The organism is Ottowia cancrivicina (assembly GCF_029813755.1).
GTDB classification, from domain to species: Bacteria; Pseudomonadota; Gammaproteobacteria; order Burkholderiales; family Burkholderiaceae_C; genus Ottowia; species Ottowia massiliensis.
The window spans coordinates 15,330-34,357 of the sequence record NZ_JARVII010000027.1 but is presented as its reverse complement, the minus strand read 5'-3'; the positions used below and the strand labels follow the sequence as shown (position 1 = coordinate 34,357).

18 protein-coding genes and 1 tRNA gene are annotated in these 19,028 nt (G+C 68.2%); 3 read left to right on the top strand and 16 right to left on the bottom strand.

Annotated features, from left to right (window positions below; all coding sequences use genetic code 11):
• From QB898_RS11030 to QB898_RS11020, 3 genes are all read left to right on the top strand, one after another.
• On the top strand, positions 1 to 1,245 hold a 1,245-nt coding region (locus QB898_RS11030), incomplete at its 5' end, for a 5-oxoprolinase/urea amidolyase family protein (RefSeq protein ID WP_279524994.1).
• Positions 1,242 to 2,996, top strand: a complete 1,755-nt coding sequence (locus QB898_RS11025) for an acetyl/propionyl/methylcrotonyl-CoA carboxylase subunit alpha (protein WP_279524993.1) — start codon at positions 1,242 to 1,244, stop codon at positions 2,994 to 2,996. The genes QB898_RS11030 and QB898_RS11025, both read left to right, overlap by 4 nt.
• Before the next feature lie 464 nt (positions 2,997 to 3,460).
• Entirely contained in the window at positions 3,461 to 4,336 is an 876-nt protein-coding gene (locus QB898_RS11020) for a sulfurtransferase (RefSeq protein WP_102283217.1), read from the top strand.
• On the opposite strand, the gene QB898_RS11015 is transcribed toward QB898_RS11020, so the two are convergent.
• From QB898_RS11015 to ribH, 16 genes are all read right to left on the bottom strand, one after another.
• Positions 4,333 to 4,953: a glutathione S-transferase family protein gene (locus QB898_RS11015; RefSeq protein WP_279524992.1), complete on the bottom strand. Its 621-nt coding sequence runs from the start codon at positions 4,951 to 4,953 to the stop codon at positions 4,333 to 4,335. The genes QB898_RS11020 and QB898_RS11015 overlap by 4 nt on opposite strands.
• 219 nt (positions 4,954 to 5,172) lie before the next feature.
• Positions 5,173 to 5,805 (bottom strand): riboflavin synthase, encoded by a 633-nt coding sequence (locus QB898_RS11010; RefSeq protein ID WP_279524991.1) that lies wholly within the window; start codon positions 5,803 to 5,805, stop codon positions 5,173 to 5,175.
• 104 nt (positions 5,806 to 5,909) lie between these two features.
• A tRNA-Arg gene (locus QB898_RS11005) sits at positions 5,910 to 5,986 on the bottom strand.
• Between the two features lie 433 nt (positions 5,987 to 6,419).
• Complete coding sequence (locus QB898_RS11000; RefSeq protein ID WP_279524990.1) at positions 6,420 to 7,502, bottom strand: helix-turn-helix transcriptional regulator; 1,083 nt, start codon at positions 7,500 to 7,502, stop codon at positions 6,420 to 6,422.
• An 89-nt stretch (positions 7,503 to 7,591) separates the two neighbouring features.
• Entirely contained in the window at positions 7,592 to 9,772 is a 2,181-nt protein-coding gene (locus QB898_RS10995) for a TonB-dependent receptor (protein WP_279524989.1), read from the bottom strand.
• 315 nt (positions 9,773 to 10,087) lie between these two features.
• A complete protein-coding gene (gene cls, locus QB898_RS10990; RefSeq protein WP_279524988.1) occupies positions 10,088 to 11,599 on the bottom strand; it encodes a cardiolipin synthase in 1,512 nt (503 codons plus the stop codon).
• A gap of 32 nt (positions 11,600 to 11,631) precedes the next feature.
• Entirely contained in the window at positions 11,632 to 11,982 is a 351-nt protein-coding gene (locus QB898_RS10985; RefSeq protein WP_102284473.1) for a VOC family protein, read from the bottom strand.
• Between the two features lie 100 nt (positions 11,983 to 12,082).
• Positions 12,083 to 12,430, bottom strand: coding sequence for a hypothetical protein (locus QB898_RS10980; protein WP_279524987.1), 348 nt, complete (start codon positions 12,428 to 12,430; stop codon positions 12,083 to 12,085).
• Between the two features lie 622 nt (positions 12,431 to 13,052).
• Entirely contained in the window at positions 13,053 to 13,898 is an 846-nt protein-coding gene (locus QB898_RS10975) for a pseudouridine synthase (RefSeq protein ID WP_428982808.1), read from the bottom strand.
• Between the two features lie 91 nt (positions 13,899 to 13,989).
• Entirely contained in the window at positions 13,990 to 15,033 is a 1,044-nt protein-coding gene (gene tolA / locus QB898_RS10970; protein WP_279524986.1) for a cell envelope integrity protein TolA, read from the bottom strand.
• 38 nt (positions 15,034 to 15,071) lie between these two features.
• The gene (locus tag QB898_RS10965; protein WP_050715592.1) at positions 15,072 to 15,503 is read right to left on the bottom strand and encodes an ExbD/TolR family protein; all 432 of its coding nucleotides are present in this window, start codon (positions 15,501 to 15,503) and stop codon (positions 15,072 to 15,074) included.
• Positions 15,504 to 15,527: 24 nt separating this feature from the next.
• A complete protein-coding gene (gene tolQ / locus QB898_RS10960) occupies positions 15,528 to 16,235 on the bottom strand; it encodes a protein TolQ (RefSeq protein ID WP_050715591.1) in 708 nt (235 codons plus the stop codon).
• 33 nt (positions 16,236 to 16,268) lie between these two features.
• The gene (locus QB898_RS10955) at positions 16,269 to 16,727 is read right to left on the bottom strand and encodes a YbgC/FadM family acyl-CoA thioesterase (RefSeq protein WP_279524985.1); all 459 of its coding nucleotides are present in this window, start codon (positions 16,725 to 16,727) and stop codon (positions 16,269 to 16,271) included.
• Entirely contained in the window at positions 16,724 to 17,911 is a 1,188-nt protein-coding gene (locus tag QB898_RS10950) for a pyridoxal phosphate-dependent aminotransferase (RefSeq protein ID WP_279524984.1), read from the bottom strand. Before QB898_RS10950 ends, QB898_RS10955 begins: the two co-directional genes overlap by 4 nt.
• Positions 17,908 to 18,543, bottom strand: coding sequence for a transcription antitermination factor NusB (gene nusB / locus QB898_RS10945; protein ID WP_279524983.1), 636 nt, complete (start codon positions 18,541 to 18,543; stop codon positions 17,908 to 17,910). Before nusB ends, QB898_RS10950 begins: the two co-directional genes overlap by 4 nt.
• The gene (gene ribH / locus QB898_RS10940) at positions 18,540 to 19,004 is read right to left on the bottom strand and encodes a 6,7-dimethyl-8-ribityllumazine synthase (RefSeq protein ID WP_050715588.1); all 465 of its coding nucleotides are present in this window, start codon (positions 19,002 to 19,004) and stop codon (positions 18,540 to 18,542) included. The genes nusB and ribH overlap by 4 nt, the downstream gene beginning before the upstream one ends.
• Positions 19,005 to 19,028 lie beyond the last annotated feature (24 nt).

The following is a 19,028-nucleotide window of genomic DNA, read 5'->3' as shown; positions in this document are numbered from 1 at the left end:
GCCAGCCCGCGCACGCGCATTCCGCCGGGGGCCGTGGCGCTGGCGGGGCGCTTTTCGGGCGTGTACCCGCGCGCCAGCCCCGGCGGCTGGCAGCTGATCGGGCAAACCGAAGTGCCCATGTGGGACCTGGCCCGCACGCCGCCTGCGCTGCTGCAACCGGGCCAGCGCGTGCAGTTTGTGGATGCAGCCACTGAAGCGGGCCGCGAGCTGCTGGAGCGCTGGCGGGCGCCATCGCGCTGCGCCGTGGCCGCTTCTTCTTCTGCGCCAGACTCTTGCGCGCCAGACGGGGGCGGCGATGGCGCAGCGCCCGTGCTGGAAGTGCTGGCCCCCGGCTTGCAGGCGCTGGTGCAGGACTTGGGCCGCCCCGGCCAGGCGGGGCAAGGCGTTTCGGCATCCGGCGCGCTGGACCGGGGCGCTTTTCTGGCCGCCAACCGGCTGGTGGGCAACCATTTCAACGCGCCCGCGCTGGAGCTGCTGCACGGCGGCTTCACCGTGCGCGCGCTGGGGCCTGCCGTGGTGGCCGTCACGGGCGCGGAAGGCCCGCTCACCTTGCGGCGGCAAGACGGCGCGACCCTGCCCGCTGCGCGCCACGCGCCGCTGGCGCTGCAAGCGGGCGACACCCTTGCGCTGGGCGCGCCTGAAGCGGGGCTGCGCAGCTACCTGGCCGCGCGCGGCGGCTTTGCCGCGCAGCCCGTGCTGGGCAGCTGCGCGAGCGACACGCTGGCGGGCATTGGCCCCGCGCCGCTGGCCGCCGGGCAGCGCCTTGGCCTGGGCCGCCGCGAAAGCCGCCACGGCCCGCTGGCCAGCGTGGCCGCGCACCCCGAAGCCGCTTCGCCGCACCTGCCCCGCCCGGGTGATGCGGCCGCCGTGTGGCTGGACATCACCCTCGGCCCGCGCGCCGACTGGTTCAGCCCGCAAGCGCTGGCGCTGCTGCTGGAGCAGCCCTGGCAAGTCACGCCCCAGTCCAACCGCGTGGGGCTGCGCCTGGCTGGCAGCCAGCCCTTGCAGCGCGCCGCCGCTTTTGAAGGCGCGGAGCTGCCCTCTGAAGGCACGGCGCTGGGCGCGCTGCAAGTGCCCGCCAACGGGCAGCCCGTGCTGTTTCTGGCCGATCACCCGCTCACGGGCGGCTACCCCGTCGTGGGCTGCGTGGCCGCGCACCATCTCGATCTGGCCGCGCAACTGCCTGCGGGCACGCTCATCCGCTTTCGCGCACAACGTCCTTTTCAGGAAATCTGCCTCCCATGAAAAAAGTCCTCATCGCCAACCGGGGCGAAATCGCCGTCCGCATCATCCGCGCCTGCGCCGACTACGGCGTGGCATCCGTGGCCGTCTATGCCGACGCCGACATCGACGCGCCGCACGCGCGCCTGGCCACTGAAGCCTGGGCGCTGCACGGCGAGCGCCCCGCCGACACCTATCTGAACATTGACAAGCTGATCGGCATCGCCCGCCAAAGCGGCGCCGACGCCGTGCACCCCGGCTACGGCTTTCTCTCCGAAAACGCCCGCTTTGCGCAAGCCGTCATCGACGCGGGGCTGAAGTGGATCGGCCCGCCGCCCGAAGCCATCGCCCGCCTGGGCGACAAAGTCTCGGCCCGCCAAATTGCGCAGCAAGCGGGCGCGCCGCTGGTGGCCGGCACCCCCGGCCCCGTGCAAGACGCGCAGCAAGTGCTGGCCTTTGCCCGCGAACACGGCCTGCCCATCGCCATCAAAGCCGCCTTTGGCGGCGGCGGGCGCGGCCTGAAAGTGGCCTGGCACATGGAAGAAGCGGCCGAGCTGTATCACTCCGCCGTGCGCGAAGCCACCGCCGCCTTTGGCCGGGGCGAATGCTTCGTGGAGCAATACCTGCACCAGCCGCGCCATGTGGAAGTGCAAGTCATGGCCGATGCGCACGGGCGCATCGCCATCCTCGGCACGCGCGACTGCTCCTTGCAGCGGCGCAACCAAAAGCTCGTGGAAGAAGCCCCCGCCCCTTTCCTGAGCGACGCACAGCGCCAGCGCCTGCACCAGGCCGCGCGCGACATCTGCGCCCGCGCGGGCTACGTGGGCGCAGGCACGGCGGAATTTCTCGTCAGCCGCAGCGGCGCCATCTCCTTTCTGGAAGTGAACACGCGCCTGCAAGTGGAGCACCCCGTCACCGAAGAAACCACCGGATGCGACCTCGTTATCGAACAACTGCGCATCGCCGACGGCCTGCCCCTGTCCGTGCCCGGCGAAGCGGCCCCGCGCGGCCACGCCATTGAATTTCGCATCAACGCCGAAGACGTGGCGCGCGGCTTTTTGCCCATGCCCGGCCGCATCACCGCCTTTGCGCCGCCCGGCGGCCCCGGTGTGCGCGTCGATAGCGGCGTGCAAAGCGGCTCGCTCATCGCCCCGCAGTTCGACTCGATGATGGCCAAACTCATCATTTGGGCGCCCACCCGCGCCCAAGCGCTGGCGCGCGCGCGCCGCGCCCTGGCCGAATTCCACATCGAAGGCGTGCCCAGCGTGCTGCCCTTTCACCGCGCCGTGCTCCAGTCGCCCGCCTTCTGCGCCGAAAACGCCGAAGACTTCACCGTGCACACCCGCTGGATCGAAACCGGCTTCGCCGACGAGCTGGCCAGCCTGCCCGCTGCCCGCCCCGAACCGGCCAGCGCCGCCTTGCTGCGCCTGCCCATCGAAATCGACGGCCGCCGCCACACCCTGGCCCTGCCCGCCGCCCTGCTGGCCGCCCTGCCCGCCAACGGCGCGCAGCCGGGCGCAAAACCGGACGGGCAGGCTGGCGGGCCAACCGATGAGCAGGCAGACGAAAGCGCCATCCCCGCCCCCGCCGCCGCCACGCTCCACGTTTGGAAAGCCGAAGACGGCGCCGCCGTGCAAGCCGGCCAGCTCATCGCCGTGATGGAAGCCATGAAGATGGAAATGCAAGTCACCGCCCCCAAAGCCGGCGTGCTGCGCCACGCCGTGCCCGCCGGCCAAACCGTGGCCCTGGGCCAGACCATCGGACGCATCGAATAGCGGGCAGGAACCCGCCCGCCGCCTGGCCCCGGAAACCTGCCCAGAGGCCCGCCGCAAGGAGCGAAAGGCAAACCGGGACGAGCTGCAAGGCGCAAACCTGGCCGCATGCTCTCCCGCCGCCACAGAAGCCCTGCTTGTCGAAAACAGGAGCAAATCCAGAGGCATTGAATCGGCTCTTGCGCTTATTCCACTAGGACCTCGTGCTATGGATACAGGAGCGAATACAGCCCTTCCTTCCCATCCGGCTCGCGGGGTTCTGCGCCTTCGCGCCAGCCGCCTTTGCGCCGCGCGGGGCTTCAAGTCATGCCCCAAGAATCCGCCTGGGTTGCGCCGTATCGCTTGGCTGGCTTTCAGCCTGCCTTGAGGGGCGCAGGCCGCGCGCCGCGCGCTTGCAGCCAGCCGCCCCGCATGGCCGCAGCCCACAATCAGCGCTTTCCTTCACCGCCCTATTTCAGGAGACCGCCATGACGCACCGCTACACCCGCCTCATCACCGCCGAACAGCTCGCGCAGCTGCAAGCCGAAGGCGCGCCGCTGATGGTGTTTGACTGCTCCTTCAACCTGTTCGAGCCTGAAGAAGCCGACCGCCTGTTCGCTCAAAGCCACATCGCGGGCAGCCAGCAGGCGCACCTGGAGCGCAACTTGAGCGCCCAGCCCGGCCAGAGCGCCGCCAGCGGCGGCCGCCACCCGCTGCCCACGCGCGAAGCCTTCGCCAGCTGGCTGGGCCGCTGCGGCTTTGCCAACGACATGCAGGCCGTCGTCTATGACCGCAACGGCATGAACTTCTGCGGCCGCCTGTGGTGGATGCTGAAATGGGCCGGGCACGACGCCGTGGCCGTGCTCGACGGCGGCCTGCAAGCCTGGCAGGCCGCAGGCGGCGCGCTGGAAAGCGGCCCGGCCCGCCCGCAGCCCGCCACCCGCTTTGAGCTGAAGCCGCCGCTGCGCCGCCTGCTCACGCAAGCCGAAGTGGCCGCGCGGCTGGGCAGCCCCGCACAAACCCTCATCGACGCGCGCGCCGCCGCCCGCTATCTGGGCGAAACCGAGCCGCTGGAGGCCGTAGCGGGCCACATTCCGGGCGCGCTGAACCGCCCCTTTGGCGAAAACCTCACGCCCGAAGGCCGCTTCAAGCCCGCCGCCGCCCTGCGCGAGGAATTCACCCGCCTGCTGGCCGGGCGCGATGCCGCCAGCGCCGTCTGCTACTGCGGCAGCGGCGTCAGCACCGTGCCCAACATCATCGCAATGGAGCTGGCCGGCCTGGAGCCGCCCGCCCTCTACGCCGGAAGCTGGAGCGAATGGAGCCGCACACCCGGCGCGGGCGTGGAAACCGGCCCCGCCCGCTAAAAAGCCTGCTGCATGCTGCGGCGCAGCTCGCCCACCGTGGCCGGGTGTTTTTCAAGCTGCTCGATGGCCACGGCGCGCACGTCGGCGCGTTCGTTGTAGCGGGCGAAGGCGCGCTGGTTTTCAGCGCTCAGAAACTGCTTGAAGAGCGCCGGATGGCGCAGCTCGGCGTAGGAAAACGCCATGCCCAGCACATGCTGGGCCACTTCATCGCTGGCCGCATCGAGCTGCGGCGCATGTGTCAGGCCCCGGGCCACGGCCTGCCGCGCGCGCTCAATGTGCGGATGCTGCTCGCCCTGGGCGGGCTTGAAACGCTCCAGCGAATACGCCTTGACCACCTGATCGAGCAACTCGAAGGCATAACCGGCCAGCGCTGCCTGCCGTGCGCCGCGAAAAGGCCGCTCGAACAGGAAGTCAAGAATGAGCGGGCTGTTCACGATGACCACGCCCTCGTCCGTCACCAGGGCCGGCACCTGCGACAGGGGATTGATGGCCGTGAGTTCGGCAGGCGTGGTCCACGGATCGGCGTAGGCCAGCTGCAAATCGTCCAGGCCATGCGCCAGCGCGGCCAGCATGACGATGCGGCTATAGGGCGAGGTGTTGCTGGTAAAGAGCTTCATGACGGTTTCCTTTGCGAAGGGAAAAACAAATGGCGGAGAAACTTCGGGCGGCAGCTCACGCGCCTGGGCACGGCCCCGCGCGCTTTGCGTCTGGCCCGTAGCCCTGATTCAGCCACATCCTCGCGCACGGCAGGGCCGCGCCAGCCCATGCCCATGCTGGCCTTGGTTCAATTGCCGCGCCAGCCCGGACGCGGACCCGGGTCGAATGGCCGCAGACGGTTATTGCTTTTGCGGCAGCCAGTCCGGCAGCATGCGCTCCACGTAGCGCGCCACGGTGTCGATTTCGAGATTCACCGCGCTGCCCGCTGCCAGCCGGCCCAGCGTGGTGTGCTGCACGGTGTGGGCGATGAGGTTGATGCTGAATTCGCAGCCCTCGGCCGTGTCTTGCACGCTATTGATCGTCAGGCTCACGCCGTTGATGGCGATGGAGCCTTTGTAGGCCACGAATTTCGCCAGCTCGCGCGGCGCCAGCACCCGCAAAAGCCAGCTTTCGCCCACGGGCGCCAGCTGCCGCACCTGTCCGATGCCGTCCACATGGCCGGAGACGATGTGACCGCCCAGCCGGTCCTGGGCGCGCAGGGCTTTTTCCAGGTTCACCGGGCCGGGCGCTGACAGGCCGCAGGTGCGCGCCAGCGATTCCGCCGACACCTCCACGCTGAAGCGGCCCGCTGGCGCATCCAGCGCCGTCACGGTCATGCAGGCGCCGTTGAGCGCAATGCTGTCGCCCAGCGCCACATCGTCCAGGTAGCCCGCAGGCGTTTGCAGCGACAGGCGCACGCCGTAGGCGCTGCCCTGCCCCAGCGGAGCCGCTTGCTGGATTTGGCCTATGGCCGTGATGATGCCGGTGAACATGCGCGAACCTCCTTTTTTGCAGCGCCTGCGAGGAAATGAAAGAAAACCAGGCTCCAAACAGAAAAAAGCCCCGCAAACAAGGCGTTTGCGGGGCTTGGAAGAAGTGGCGCGGCTGGCAGGATTCGAACCCACGACCCCTTGGTTCGTAGCCAAGTACTCTATCCAACTGAGCTACAGCCGCGCGAAAGCCGGGATTATAGGCACATTTTGGAGCTTCGTCGCCCAGCGGGCGAAAAAGTTCGCGGACTGCGCACAGGCATGGTCTTTTCAGGGCAGCCGAGCGGCCAGACTCGTCTGCCAAAGGCGCCTGTGGAATCAGGTCTGATTTCGCTCTTGTATCTATAGCATGATGTCCTAGTGCAAAAAGCGCAGAAGCCATTTTTCGCCCCTTTAATATGCTCCTGTTTCTGATGAATGGAGCTGCCGCGCTGGCGAAAGCAAGCTGGCTTGAATCGGCATGAGCAGCGCAGTTTCATCCTTGCTTGTCCTGCGCCAGCGCTGCTGTTGCGCGCCTGCGGCCAAACCTTGGGCGGGTTTCACCGGCCCATCATCCGCCCGCGCGCCCGGACCGCAGCGGGCAGCCAGCGACAGGCAAGGCGGCTCTCCGGAAATTTTCAGTTCGCGCGCACGTCTGACGGCAGGCAGCCGTGCGCGGCGCGGAAGGCGCGGGCGAAGTGCCCCAGGCTTTGGTAGCCGACGTGGCGGGCCACGTCTTGCACGGCGCACGGGCCGCTTTCGAGCAGGGCCAGGGCACAGGCCATGCGCTGCTGGCGCACGAAGGCGGCGATGCCCAGGCCGGTGCGCTGGCGAAAGTGCCGCTTGAGATAGCACTCGTTCAGGCCCACGCGCCGCGCCAGTTCGGCAATGGAAGGGGCGCGGGCGAATTCGGCGCGCAGAATGTCCACGGCGTCGTCCACGGCGCGCTGCCAGCGGGCGTGGCGGCGGACGCTGGCTGCGTTGAATGAAGCAGGCGCGCTCACGATGGGGCCGTGGTTTGCGGCGGCATCCGTGCCGGGCTGCTCCAGCCACTGGCCAATAAGGGCCAGGGTCAGCCCTTCGATTTGCAGCGCCTGCGCCAGCGTGGACGCGCCGTGGCTGGAAAGCAGCAGGCTCTGAAGCCGGGCGGCGGTTTGCGCCATGCCGGGCGACAGCGGGCCGTGGCGCTGGAGCTGGCCGGTGCGCTGCTTGCCGCGCAGGCAGCTCTCCAGCCAGCGGGCGGCCTGGCTGTGCAGGCCCTGCAAGTCAGGCGCGCCCAGCCAGCGCTCCAGCAGCGCGCGCGAGGCGGCCACGTGGCAGTGCGAGAAGCCGCCCGCAGACAAGGCCGAGCCGCCTTGCAGCGGGCCGCTTTGGCTGAGCACGCTGCCGGCCGCGCCGCTGTCCAGCCAGCGGCCACGGGCGTCTTGCCACTGGATGCGGCCCGCCAGCGCGACGGTCAGGCCCAGGCAGGGCGCGTAGGGGTCGTCCAGCGTGCCGGGCCGCTCGGCGCGCTGGCGCAGGCGGCCAGCCATGCCGCAAGCCAGCAGGCTGCCGCCCGCCAGCGCTTGCGCGTGCAGCGCACTGTGGCCCAGGGGGTGCTGCACGTGCAGGCTTTGCGCCTGGCGGTCCAGCACGGCGGCTGGCAGCGCACCCGGCGCCATGTGCTGCGCCAGGCTTTCCAGCAGGGTGGGTTCGGGCAAGGGGCGTTGGGAACGGGGCATGGCAGCAGCGCAAAGGCGGAGGGAAAGCGGCCCAGTCTGCCGCGAAGCGCTGGGGCGCTGGTTTCCGGAGCTCAGACTTGAGCAGGCGCTCAAAAGAAATACACCGCGCCCACGCCCGCGCTGCGCCCGCGCGCGGACATGCCGCCTTGCAGGCCGCCGCCCATGTAGTAGCCGTAGAGGTCGTAGCGGGCGTTCAGCAAGTTGTCGGCCCACAGATAAACCTCGACGGCGCCGCTGCTCACGCCCACGCGCAAGTCCAGCTTGCGGTAGCTGCCCAGATCAAAGCTGTTTTCCACGTTGGCGGCGCGCCGGCCCACGTGGCGCAGCGTCAGGCGTGCGTTGAGCGCGGGCGAGCGCAAGCCCCAGAAAGCAGTCAGCTGGCGCTGCCATTGCAGACCCAGCAGGGCCGATAGGCGCGGCACGTCGGGCAAGCGGTAACCATTGCGCACCACGCCGATGGGGGTGGTGACGTCGCCGCTGGCGATGCGCGCGCGCAGCCAGGTCAGGCCGCCGCTGGCCGTCAGCCCCGCGCCCAGCCGCCAGTGGGCCTGCGCTTCCAGGCCTTGGCTGCGGGTATCGACATTGACCATGCGCGTCAGCCGCGTGGCGGGGTTGAAGGCGGCCATGCGGTCGTCTTTGATGCGGTTGTGAAAGAGCGCAGCGTCCAGCCGCAGGCGGCCATCGGCGGATTCGTGCTTGAGGCCCGCTTCCACGCTGTCCACCCGGCCGGGGCGGTAGTAGCTGCCGTCGCCCGCGCCATCGGAAAAGTCGGAGCCTGAAAAGCCGCCCGATTTGTGCCCGCGCGCCCAAGTGAGGTAAACGCGGGTTTGCGGCGATAGCGCCCAGCCCAGCCCCGCGCGGCCCGTGGTGTAGCGCTCGCGCACGCTGCCGCTGGCCACGCCCGCCGGGGTGCTTTGCGTGCTTTGGTAATGCTTGCGCTCGCGCGTGTGGCGCAGGCCCGCCGTCAGGCTCAGGCCGCTGGCGCCCACAGGCCAGGTGGTTTCGCCATACAGCGCATCGGCATCCACCGAGAAGCTGCGCCCGTCCAGGTTGCGGCTGTCGCGGCGCAGCGCGTTGGCCCCGGCCACCCAGAAGACGCGGCTGCCAAGGCGCGATGACAGACGCAAGTCCTGATTCCACGAGTCGCCCTTGTAGCCCAGCACCTGCGGCATGTCCATGTCCACGCCCATGTACAGGCGCATCATTTCCCGCCCGGTCATGTTGATGTTGAAGCCTTTGTTGCGCTCGTGGCTGGTGACGGAGGTCAGCTGCGCGCCGGAAAAGTCGTGCTGCACTTGCAGCGTGTAAAGGCCGGTGCGGGTGAAGTTGCCGTCCAGCGGATGGGCGCTGGTCAGTTCCTGATCGCTGTAGCGGCCCGTGCCGTGGCGCAAGCGCAGCGCGTTCTGGTAGCGGCCCGATTCGTGGTGCGAGGCGCGCAGCAGCACTTCGGTAGCCGCCTGCGGCTGCCACAGCAAGCTGGCGCGCAGCGCCTCATCGCGCGGGCGCGACACGGGGCGGCCCGTGAGCGTGTTGCGGTACCAGTAATCCTGCCCGCTGTGGCGCAGCGCCAGGCGCGCAGCGGCCTGCTGGCCCAGCGGCGCGTTCAGCACGCCTTCGGCCAGATGCTGGCGGCTGCTGCCCGCCTCGCCGCGCGCGCTGCCCTCCCAGCGCCCCAGCTGCGGCTTGCGGGTGCGAATGTTGATGGCCCCCGCTGTGCTGTTGCGGCCAAAGAGCGTGCCTTGCGGCCCCTTGAGCACTTCCACCTGCTCCACATCCAGCGTGCCCGGCCCCACGTTGCCCACGCTCACGGGCGCGCCGTCGATGTTCACGATGACCGAGTTGTCGTCGCTGCTGCCCTGGTAGAGCGAGCCGACGCCGCGTATGCGCACGTTGGCGTTTTCCACCCCGCCCCAGGAATTGACTTCCACGCCCGGCGTGCCGCGCAGCACGTCTTCCAGGCTGGTCAGGCGGCGTTCCTCCAGCTGCGCCTCATCCAGCACATTCACCGTAAAGGGCAGCTCCTGCACCTTCTCGCGCACCTGCCGCGCCTGCACCGTCACGGCGGGCAGCGTGGGGGCTTCATCACCTTTTGCGCCGCGCGCCCGGGCCTCTCGCGCCTGGGCTTCGTTTTGCTGCGCCAGCGCGGGCAAGGCCGTCAGCGCCGCCAGAACCAGACACGCCGCAGATACAGGCGAAAGGGGCGAAAAGGACGAGAAGGACGAGAAGGACGAAAACCGCAAGGCGCGCGAAAGCAAGGCTGCTTGTTTCATGTGAATTTGTCTCCTCAAGTGAAATGAAATGCAAGCAATTCTCATGTGAGGAGACGGTTCCAGGCGGGAATCTTCATTCCGCGCGGGAATTTATGGCCTGCCCTGCCGCGTGGCTGCTGCACTCATGAGTGCGTATTCGCGCAAACCGCCAGAAAAATTAAAAAAGAGAGCAAATCTAAATAGGCGAAAAATGGCTTTTGCACCGGTTGAACCAAAACGCAATGCTACATATAAAGGAGCAAAATCAGATGACTGTCTAAACCCGCTTCTCCCCAGCTGCCTCTCACCCACGCCCTGCCTGCGCCTTGCAGGCTCCTACAGCACCCGCGAAAAGAGCCGGGCCGTGGCTTCCAGCAGGCGCTGGCTGAAAGAGAGCTGGCGGCGAGCGGGCACGCGCCGGCAGAGCGAGAGATCGCGCGTGAACATGGCGGCCAGCTCGGCGTTGAAGGCTTCATCCAGCACCACGGCGGCGGCTTCAAAGTTGAGGCGGAAGCTGCGGTTGTCGAAATTGGCGCTGCCTACCATGCCGTAGCGGTCATCGACCAGCAAGGTTTTGGCGTGGAACATGGCGGCGGTGTATTCAAAGATGAGCACGCCGGCGCGCTGCAATTCGTCAAAGTAGGAGCGCGCGGCGGCGCTGGTGAGCCGTGAGTCGCCGCAGGCGGGCACCATGAGCTTGACCTGCACGCCGCGCAGGGCGGCGCTGGTGAGGGCGAACAAGGTTTCTTCCGTCGGCACGAAGTAGGGCGTGGCCAGCCAGATGCGTTCGCGCGCCAGGCCAATGGCGTCCACCATCGCGCGCAGGATGGCTTCGCCGTCGGTGTCTGGCCCGCTGGCGACGATTTGCACGGGAACTTGCGCGGGAATCTGCGCAGGCTGGCCGGACGGATCGGCCGCCAGGCGCGCCAGACCGGAAGGCGCGCCAAAAAGCGTGTCGCCGGAATGCGCCGAAGGGGTTTTGCCGCTGGCGTAGGCCCAGTCCTGCAAGAAAACGTACTGGAGCCAGCGCACGGCGGCGCCGCGCAGCTCCAGGTGCGTGTCGCGCCAGGCCCGCTCGCCGCAGACGTTTTCGTTTTCTTCGTCGGTGATATTGACGCCGCCAATGAAGCCCACGCGCCCGTCGCACACCACGAGCTTGCGGTGGGTGCGCAGATTGACCAGCGGCCGGAAGCGGTCCAGCCGCGCGGGGTGAAACAGCGCCAGCTCGCCGCCTGCGGCCAGCAGCTCTTGCAGCGCCTGGCAGCGGCTGCGGCGGGCGTAGAGCGAAAACGAGCCTATGGCATCGACCAGCAGGCGCACGGCCACGCCTTCGCGCGCCCTGGCCGCCAGGGCGCGCAGCACGGTCTGGCCGGTTTCGTCGGGCCGGAAGATGTAGTACTCCAGATGAATGTGCGCGCGCGCTTGCCCAATGGCTTGCAGCAGCGCTTGCAGCGCCTGGCCGCCGCTGCCCAGCAGGCGCGCGCTGTGGCAGGCGGACATGGGCAGGCCGCAGCAGCGCTCGATCAGCCGCGCGTGCTGCAAGGCCCAGGCGGGCGGCTCGGCCTGCTGGCCGCGCAGCGCCTGCCAGTCGTGCTGCGAAAGCAGGCTGGCGCGGTAATGCCAGCGCTTGAGCCGCTGGCGCTGCACGCGCTGCGGGCCAAAGTAGGCATACACGGCCAGGCCCACAACGGGCGTGAGGCTGAGCACCAGAATCCACGCCAGCGTGGCCACGGGCGGGCGCTTTTGCAGCACGATCCACGCGGCCAGCGCCAGCGCGTAGGCGGCCCAGACGCCGCCCAGCCACGATAGCCAGGAAACGCTTGCGAGGGGAAGAATGGGCCAGGGCAAGGCAGAAATGCGCCGCGCGCTTCGTATTGAAATTACTTATCTGACCACACCGCCAGTTCATTTCCGGCCGGATCGGTGAAGTGAAAACGCCTGCCGCCGGGAAAAGCAAATATTTCCTGTGTGATGGCGCCGCCCGCCTGGCGGACTTTGGCGCAGGCCGCTTCCAGATCGGCCGTATAAATCACGGCCAGCGGCTTGCAAGGCGGGTGGTCGCACGTCATGCCGCTGCCAATACCGCTGCCGGCGGTGTCCATGTAGTCATCGCCCCACGGCTGATACATCCAGCCAAACGCCTGGCCATAAAAAGCTCTGGCGGCATGCAAGCTTTCGCGGCTGGGCGCGGGAAATTCAATATAGGTAATGTGGCCCTCAGACGGTTTCATGCTGCTTTCCTGGTTTTCAAACAGATGGGCAAACAGGTATGCCGCCCGCATTTTCGGGCCGCCAGCGGCATGTGGCGGGGCGCGGAAAAACGGGGCCGGGTCAGCGCTCCTCGCCCGCGTTTTCGCTTTTGCCTGCGTTGGCAGGCACGTCACGCCAGGCAATGTCCTGCACGGCGTCGGCGGGCGTGGCGGCGGGCTGGCTGCGGCTGCGCGGCCAGCGGGCGCTGCCGCCCCAGCGGCTCCAGCGTTGCTGCCAGAAGTCGGCGGGCGAAGCGCGCCGTCCGGCAAGCCACGCCGCCAGCAGGCTGACGATGACCACCACCGCCACCGCCAGCAGCAGCAAGATGGTCAGCGCCAGCGCCCCCAGCACGAACAGCGCGCGCAGCACGGCGGCCAGAAAGCGGCTGAACGGGTTGGAGGCGGAATCAGGAAAAGACGGGCGGGACATGGCATTCCTCATAAGAGCCTGTTTGCAATCGGTCCACGGGCGCGAAAAACGCGGCTCCGGACGGTCTGCGGCTTGCCGTCCGCCCCGCGCGGCCAAATGGCAAACGGATGGCGAACGGATTTTTTGGGGCAGATAGGGCGCGGCGCGGCAATTGCCAGGGGCGCGCATTGTCTTTGATGCAGGGCGCAGGCGGCGCTTGCGCCAGGCCGCTTCTATTTTTGAACCATGTCAAAGCGTTATGTGCCGCTCGCAACGACCATTCCATCTGCTCCGGTCATGGAGCGCTGGCCAGCGCAAGCTGGCCTGAACGCACACTGATGCTCCTGTCCCTGCCAGCCGCCCGCCATTTCATGGGGGTGCGGGCGATCTGGCGGCGGCTTCACCGCCTTTGCTGCAAAAGCTGCCGAAGCACAGCTTTTGCAGCAAAGGCGGATTTTTTTGCCCGCTGCGGGCTGTCTGCCACTGGGCGCGTTGAAGCTGCGCGCAGCATGGGTTTGACCGCTTTGTTAGCTCCTTGTTTCATAGCATGATGTCCTAGTGCATCCAGCGCGAAACAGGTTTTTCATGCCCTTGAATTTGCTCCTTTTTTAAGGGTCATCCAGCTCAGCTCCTGGCGGCGCGTTCAGAAGCGTTCATCTGCGGCCAGATAGCGCCACTGGCCTGCGGGCAGCGCGCCCAGGCGCACCTGGCCGATGCGGATGCGCTTGAGGCCGACGACGCGCAGGCCCACCAGTTCACACATGCGGCGGATTTGGCGTTTCTTGCCTTCGGTCAGCACAAAGCGCAGCTGCTCGGGGTTTTGCCAGTGCACTTGCGCGGGCTTGAGCGGCTGGCCATCCAGGCTCAGGCCGTGGCGCAGCAGGGCCAGGCGCTGCGGTGGAAAAGCGGCTTGCACGTTCTGCGTGACGGGGCCGAAGGCCACGCGCACCAGGTATTCCTTGTCCACGGGCGAGTCTTCGCCAATGATGCGGCGGGCCACGCGCCCGTCTTGCGTGAGCACGAGCAAGCCGGTGGAGTCAATGTCCAGCCGCCCGGCCGGGGCCAGGCCGCGCAGTTGCGCGGGCGCAAAGCGCAGGCGCACGGCGTCGCCCGCCCAGCGGCTGCGCGCGGCAATCAGGCTGGCGGCGGGCGGGTGGCCGTCTTCAGCCTGGCCGCTGACGTAGCCCACGGGCTTGTGCAGCAAGATGGTGACGCGGCTTGCTTGCTGCTGCCCTGCCGCGCGGCTGACGGTGATGCGGTCGCCAGCGGCGACTTTGGCGCCCATTGGCGCGGGCTGGCCATTGACCAGCACCCAGCCTTTGGCAATCCATTCGTCCGCCTCGCGGCGCGAGGCCAGGCCCAGCTCGGCCATGCGCTTGTTCAGCCGCACCAGAGCGCCGCTTTCGGCGGCCAGGCAGGCAGCGGGCATTGCAGGCGCGGGAGCGCGGCGAAGGCGGGAGGGCTGGGGAGCGGACGGGGCGGCGGACATGGCTGCGAAAGCGAAGGAAGGCGAAGAAATCGGCGGAGATCGGCGCGGCTGTCTGATGGCGATGTCTGGCGGCGATGGGCCGCCGCGCCGCTCAGTCGTAGGGCCTGAAGACGATGGTGAACTGGGTGTGCACGCGCCCGTCCACGTCGCGCGGCATGGAGCCGGTTTTTTCGACGGCGCGGACGACGGCGCGGTCCCACGCGGGGTTGCCGCTGGCCTTGACCAGGCGGGCGCTGATGAGGGTGCCGTCGGGGGTGGTGCGCACTTCGACTTCGGCCACGGGGTTGCCGTTGATGTCGTCAGGGAAAACGATGTTGGGCTTGACGCGGGCTTTGACGCGGCCTGCGAAGCTGCCGGAAGGGCCGGCGTCGCGGTCGGCCTGGCCGTTGCCGCTGCCGCCGCTGGCGCGGCCTGTGCCGCTGCGACCGGCGTCTGCGCCATCGCTGCCGCTGCCCGCCAGGGCGTTCATGCGGCGCAGGGCTTCGGCGCGGCGGGCGGTTTCGGCTTTTTTGTCGGCCTCGGCCTGGCGGCGTTCTTCGGCGCGGCGCTCGCGGTCGAGTTTTTCTTTTTCCTGCTGAAGCTGTTTTTCGAGGCGCTCTTTCTCTTTCTGGCGCTCTTTTTCCTTTTCGGCGCGTTCTTTCTGCTGTTTTTCTTTTTCCTGGCGTTCTTTTTCTTCGCGCAGCTTGTCCTGCCGTTCTTTTTCGGCGCGTTCCTTTTCCAGGCGCAGTTTTTCCTGGCGCTGTTGCTCGAGCTGGCGCTGGCGCTGCTGTTCTTTTTCTTTCTGCTCGCGGGCGATGTCGGCTTCGCGGGCGTCAGGCTGGGGAACCGGAGGCCTGGGTTTGGGTTCAGGCGCAGGCTGCGGTTTGGGCCTGGGTTCTGGCGCGGGCTGGGGCCTGGGCTGCGGGGCGGTGCGCACGGCGCGGGGGGCGGCCTGCTGCACGCTGGCAGCCCAGATTTCGGCTTCGATGGCTTCGCTTTGCTCTTCGCTGCGCCGCCAGCTCATGCTGAGCAGCGCGAACACAAGCAGCAGCGCCACGTGTGCGCCAATGGCCCAGGGCAAGGCGGTGAGCAGGCTGGGTTCGGGCGGCGGGGCGAGTTCGGCCGGGTCTGCGGGGGCCGGGTTCATGTCGGGCATGGCGGGCCTTGCTTGGTAGCTGCCGAAAAGGGCAGGGCTTATTTCACGGAGAGCGCGATGCGCTGCACGCCCGCTTCGCGCAGGCGGCCCATGAGGCTCATGACTTGCTGGTAGGGCAGGTTCTTGTCGGCGGCCAGGAGCACGGGCATGTCGGGCTGGCCGGCCAGGGCCTGCTGCACGCTGGCGATGAGGGCGGCTTCGCTCTGGGCGGGCTGCAAGGGGGTGTCCTTGCCGCCGGTGCGGCCCGTGTTGTGGCTGTAGACGCCTTTGTCGTCAATGGCGACGATCATGTAGTTTTCAGGCGGGCGGGAGGATTTGCCAGCGGTGGGCACGTTGATGGCGCCAGGGGTGATGACGGTGGCGGTGACCATGAAGATGATGAGCAGCACCAGCATCACGTCAATGAAGGGAACCATGTTGATTTCATTGACGGAGCGGCGGCCACGGCCACGGGAGGCGACGGCGGGCATGGGCGTTTCTCCTTGGGGCGGGCGTCAGATGCGCGCGGCGGCTGGGGAAGCAGGCGCCGGAGCGCCGAGGTTGCGCTGGAGGATGTTGGTGAATTCTTCGATGAAGGTTTCCTGCCGGGTGGCGAGGCGGTCGATGTCGCGCGCAAAGCGGTTGTAGGCCAGCACGGCGGGAATGGCGGTGAACAGGCCCAGCGCCGTGGCCACGAGCGCCTCGGCAATGCCGGGGGCGACGGTGGCAAGGGTGACTTGCTGCAAGCCGGCCAGGCCGGTGAAGGCGTGCATGATGCCCCAGACGGTGCCGAACAGGCCCACGTAAGGGCTGACCGAGCCTGCGGAGGCCAGCAGCGACAGGTGCGTTTCGGCGGCGTCCATCTCGCGCTGGAAGCTGGCGCGCATGGCGCGGCGCGCGCCGTCCAAAAGCGTGCCGGGATCGGCGATGCGGCGCTCGCGCAGCTTTTGATACTCGCGCATGCCGCAGGCGAAGATGCGCTCCAGCGGGCCGATCTGGCCGGCGTTGCGGCTGGCGTTGTCGTACAAGTCGTTCAGGCTGGCGCCCGACCAGAAATCGCTCTCGAACTGGCTGTTTTGCCGCTGAATGGCGCGCAGCGCGGAGGCTTTGCGGATGATGGCGGCCCAGCTGGCCACGGAGACCAGCAGCAGCAGCAGCATGACGGCCTGCACGACGAAGCTGGCGTGCAAGATGAGCTGGAAGATGGAGAGTTCCTGGTTCATGGTTGGTTTGGCTGTGTGGTGAAAACGGAGCCTTCAGCCGCGCAGGCGCTCAAGCAGAAGGGGCGGAATGCGTTCGGGCCGCATGCCTTCGGCGCTGACCCAGGCCAGGCGGAACTGGCCGGTGACGAGCAGGCGGCCCGCGCGGGCTGCTTCGGGCGCATCAGGCGCATCGGTTTGCCCGCCTTGCAGCCAGATTTGCTGGCCGATGAGCAGCGAGGCCGCGCCCGCCTGCTCCAGCGTGGCGGTGACGGCGATGCAGTCATCCAGCCGCGCCGGATGCAGGTAGTTCACGCTGGCGCGGCTGACGACGAACATGCCGCCTTGCTGCTCGCTCAGACTGCGCTGGCCCAGGCCGCGCGCGCGCAGCCATTCGGTGCGGGCGCGCTCGAAAAAGCGCAGGTAGTTGGCGTAATAGACGATACCGCCCGCATCGGTGTCTTCCCAGTAAATGCGGGCGGCGTAGATGAAGCTGGCGGGGGCGGGTGCGGTCATGCGAGCAGCGCTTTCATGCGGGCCACGGCTTCCTGCAACTGCGGCAGGGCGTTGGCGGTAGAAAAACGCACGCAGCGGGCCGTGCCGTTGGCGCCGAAATCGCGCCCGGGCGTGACGGCCAGGCGCGCGCGCTCCATCAGGGCGAAGGCGAAGTCCCAGCTGTTCATGCCTTCGCCGCCCAGGCGGCGGGCGGCTTCGGCGCAATCAGCCCAGGCGTAGAAAGCGCCGTCTGGCATGACGGGCACCTGCAGGCCCAGCGCGGTCAGCTGCGGCACGAACCAGTCGCGCCGCGCCTTGAATTCGGCGCGGCGGCGCTCGTATTCGGCCAGGCTTTCAGGCTCAAAGCAGGCCAGCGCGGCGTGCTGCGCCACGGCGCTGGGGCAAATGAACAGGTGTTGCGCCAGCTGCTCCACCAGCTGCGCCATGCGCGGGGGCACCACCATCCAGCCCAGCCGCCAGCCTGTCATGCAGAAATATTTGCTGAAGCTGTTGATGCTGATGATGTCGGGCGACAGGCGCAGGGCGCTTTGGCCGTAGGCCGCGTCAAAGCTCAGGCCCAGGTAAATCTCGTCCACCAGCGTGAAGCCTTCCCGGCCTTGCACGGCGGCGTGCAGGCGCGCCAGTTCGTCGGCAGCAATCGAAGTGCCCGTGGGGTTGGAAGGCGAAGCCAGCAGCACGCCGCGCGTGCGCGCGCCCCAGGCGGCCTGCACGTGCCGCGCATCCAGCTGAAAGCGCGCCTGCGCCGAGGCGGGCAGCAGCACGGCCCGCGCGCCCGCAGCGGCGACAAACTGGCGGTTGCAGGGGTAGCAGGGGTCGGGCATCAGCACTTCGTCGCCCTCGTCCAGCAGGGCCAGGCAGGCCAGTTGCAGTGCAGCCGAAGCGCCTGCCGTCACGATGATGCGGCTGGCGGGCACGCTCACGCCAAAGCGGCTGGCGTACCAGCCGCTGATGCGCTCGCGCAGCCCGGGCAGGCCGCAGGCGTGGGTGTATTGCGTGCGCCCCTCGCGTATGGCGCGTTCGGCGGCCTCTTGCACCAGCGGCGGGGCGGTGAAATCTGGCTCGCCTATGTTCAGGCGGATCATGGGCGGCCCGCCTTGCGTCTGCATCGCGGCGGCGTGCTTGGCCATTTCCATCACGTAAAAAGGCTCGATGCGCTGCGCGCGCTGCGAGGGGCGAAAACTCATGGCCTGCTCTCGCCTTTGCTGGCCTTGCCTGCGGCGCGGTCGGCCTGCACCTCGTGCGGGCGCAGGCGGGGCGCCATGCCGTTGAGCACGGCGTTCACGTATTTGTGCCCGTCGGTGCCGCCAAAGTCCTTGGCCAGCTCGATGTATTCGTTCAGCACCACGCGCCAGGGCACGTCGGGGCAGCGCAGGAATTCAAATGCGCCCATCCACATGCACGCATGCTCGATGGGCGAGAGCTCGGCCAGCCTGCGGTCCAGCTGCGGCTCGATCAGCGCGTCCAGCTCCTGGCTTTGCTCGATGCAGCCGTGCAGGAGCGCGTCGTAATGGGCCGAGTCGCACTTGTGAAAGCCGGAAAGATCGCGCGTGAAGGCGTCAATCGCGCTGGCTTCGCCCTTGCCCACCAGAAATTGATACAGCCCCTGCAAGGCAAATTCACGCGCCCGCGAACGGGCCGACTTGATGGAGGATTTGCGTGTGCCGCCCGTGAGTTTGGGCGGCCTGGCGGTTCTCCGGGCTTTCGGGGTGTCGCCAGCGTCTGTGGCTGGGTCAGGCTGCGGCCCCAGGCCGGGAATGAACACTTCACCCGCGCCGCTGGCGCCATTGCCGCCGTTCATGCCAAAGCCGCCGCTCATGCCCGCACCTTTTGCAGCAGGCGGGCCATTTCCACGGCCACGCGGGCGGCTTCGCGCCCCTTGTCCAGACGGGCGATGGCCTGCGCCTCGTCCTCGGTGGTGATGATGGCGTTGGCAATGGGCAGGCCGTGATCCAGCGACACGCGCGACACGCCCGCGCCCGATTCATTGGCCACCAGCTCAAAGTGGTAGGTCTCGCCGCGAATCACGCAGCCCAGCGCCACCAGCGCGTCAAACCGGCCCGTGGCCGCCAGCGCGTGCAGCGCCAGCGGCGCTTCCAGCGCGCCGGGCACTTGCACATGCGTGATGTCGGCGGCGGCCACGCCCAGCGCCGCCAGCTCTTGCAGGCAGCCTTGGGCCAGCGCCTGCGTGATACCGGCATTGAAACGCGCCTGCACGATGCCGATGACCAGGCCTGCGCCGTCCAGCTGGGGCGCCGCGCCGCGATTGGCTTCAAACATGAAAAAGCTCTTTCTCTTGTGAAT

What these genes read in the sequence shown, in the direction of transcription:
- QB898_RS11025 (WP_279524993.1), top strand. Translation starts at nt 1,242, where the DNA reads ATGAAAAAAGTCCTCATCGCCAACCGGGGCGAAATCGCCGTCCGCATC.
- QB898_RS11020 (WP_102283217.1), top strand. Translation starts at nt 3,461, where the DNA reads ATGACGCACCGCTACACCCGCCTCATCACCGCCGAACAGCTCGCGCAG.
- QB898_RS11015 (WP_279524992.1), bottom strand. Translation starts at nt 4,953, where the DNA reads ATGAAGCTCTTTACCAGCAACACCTCGCCCTATAGCCGCATCGTCATG.
- QB898_RS11010 (WP_279524991.1), bottom strand. Translation starts at nt 5,805, where the DNA reads ATGTTCACCGGCATCATCACGGCCATAGGCCAAATCCAGCAAGCGGCT.
- QB898_RS11000 (WP_279524990.1), bottom strand. Translation starts at nt 7,502, where the DNA reads ATGCCCCGTTCCCAACGCCCCTTGCCCGAACCCACCCTGCTGGAAAGC.
- QB898_RS10995 (WP_279524989.1), bottom strand. Translation starts at nt 9,772, where the DNA reads ATGAAACAAGCAGCCTTGCTTTCGCGCGCCTTGCGGTTTTCGTCCTTC.
- QB898_RS10985 (WP_102284473.1), bottom strand. Translation starts at nt 11,982, where the DNA reads ATGAAACCGTCTGAGGGCCACATTACCTATATTGAATTTCCCGCGCCC.
- QB898_RS10980 (WP_279524987.1), bottom strand. Translation starts at nt 12,430, where the DNA reads ATGTCCCGCCCGTCTTTTCCTGATTCCGCCTCCAACCCGTTCAGCCGC.
- QB898_RS10975 (WP_428982808.1), bottom strand. Translation starts at nt 13,898, where the DNA reads ATGTCCGCCGCCCCGTCCGCTCCCCAGCCCTCCCGCCTTCGCCGCGCT.
- tolA (WP_279524986.1), bottom strand. Translation starts at nt 15,033, where the DNA reads ATGCCCGACATGAACCCGGCCCCCGCAGACCCGGCCGAACTCGCCCCG.
- QB898_RS10965 (WP_050715592.1), bottom strand. Translation starts at nt 15,503, where the DNA reads ATGCCCGCCGTCGCCTCCCGTGGCCGTGGCCGCCGCTCCGTCAATGAA.
- tolQ (WP_050715591.1), bottom strand. Translation starts at nt 16,235, where the DNA reads ATGAACCAGGAACTCTCCATCTTCCAGCTCATCTTGCACGCCAGCTTC.
- QB898_RS10955 (WP_279524985.1), bottom strand. Translation starts at nt 16,727, where the DNA reads ATGACCGCACCCGCCCCCGCCAGCTTCATCTACGCCGCCCGCATTTAC.
- QB898_RS10950 (WP_279524984.1), bottom strand. Translation starts at nt 17,911, where the DNA reads ATGAGTTTTCGCCCCTCGCAGCGCGCGCAGCGCATCGAGCCTTTTTAC.
- nusB (WP_279524983.1), bottom strand. Translation starts at nt 18,543, where the DNA reads ATGAGCGGCGGCTTTGGCATGAACGGCGGCAATGGCGCCAGCGGCGCG.
- ribH (WP_050715588.1), bottom strand. Translation starts at nt 19,004, where the DNA reads ATGTTTGAAGCCAATCGCGGCGCGGCGCCCCAGCTGGACGGCGCAGGC.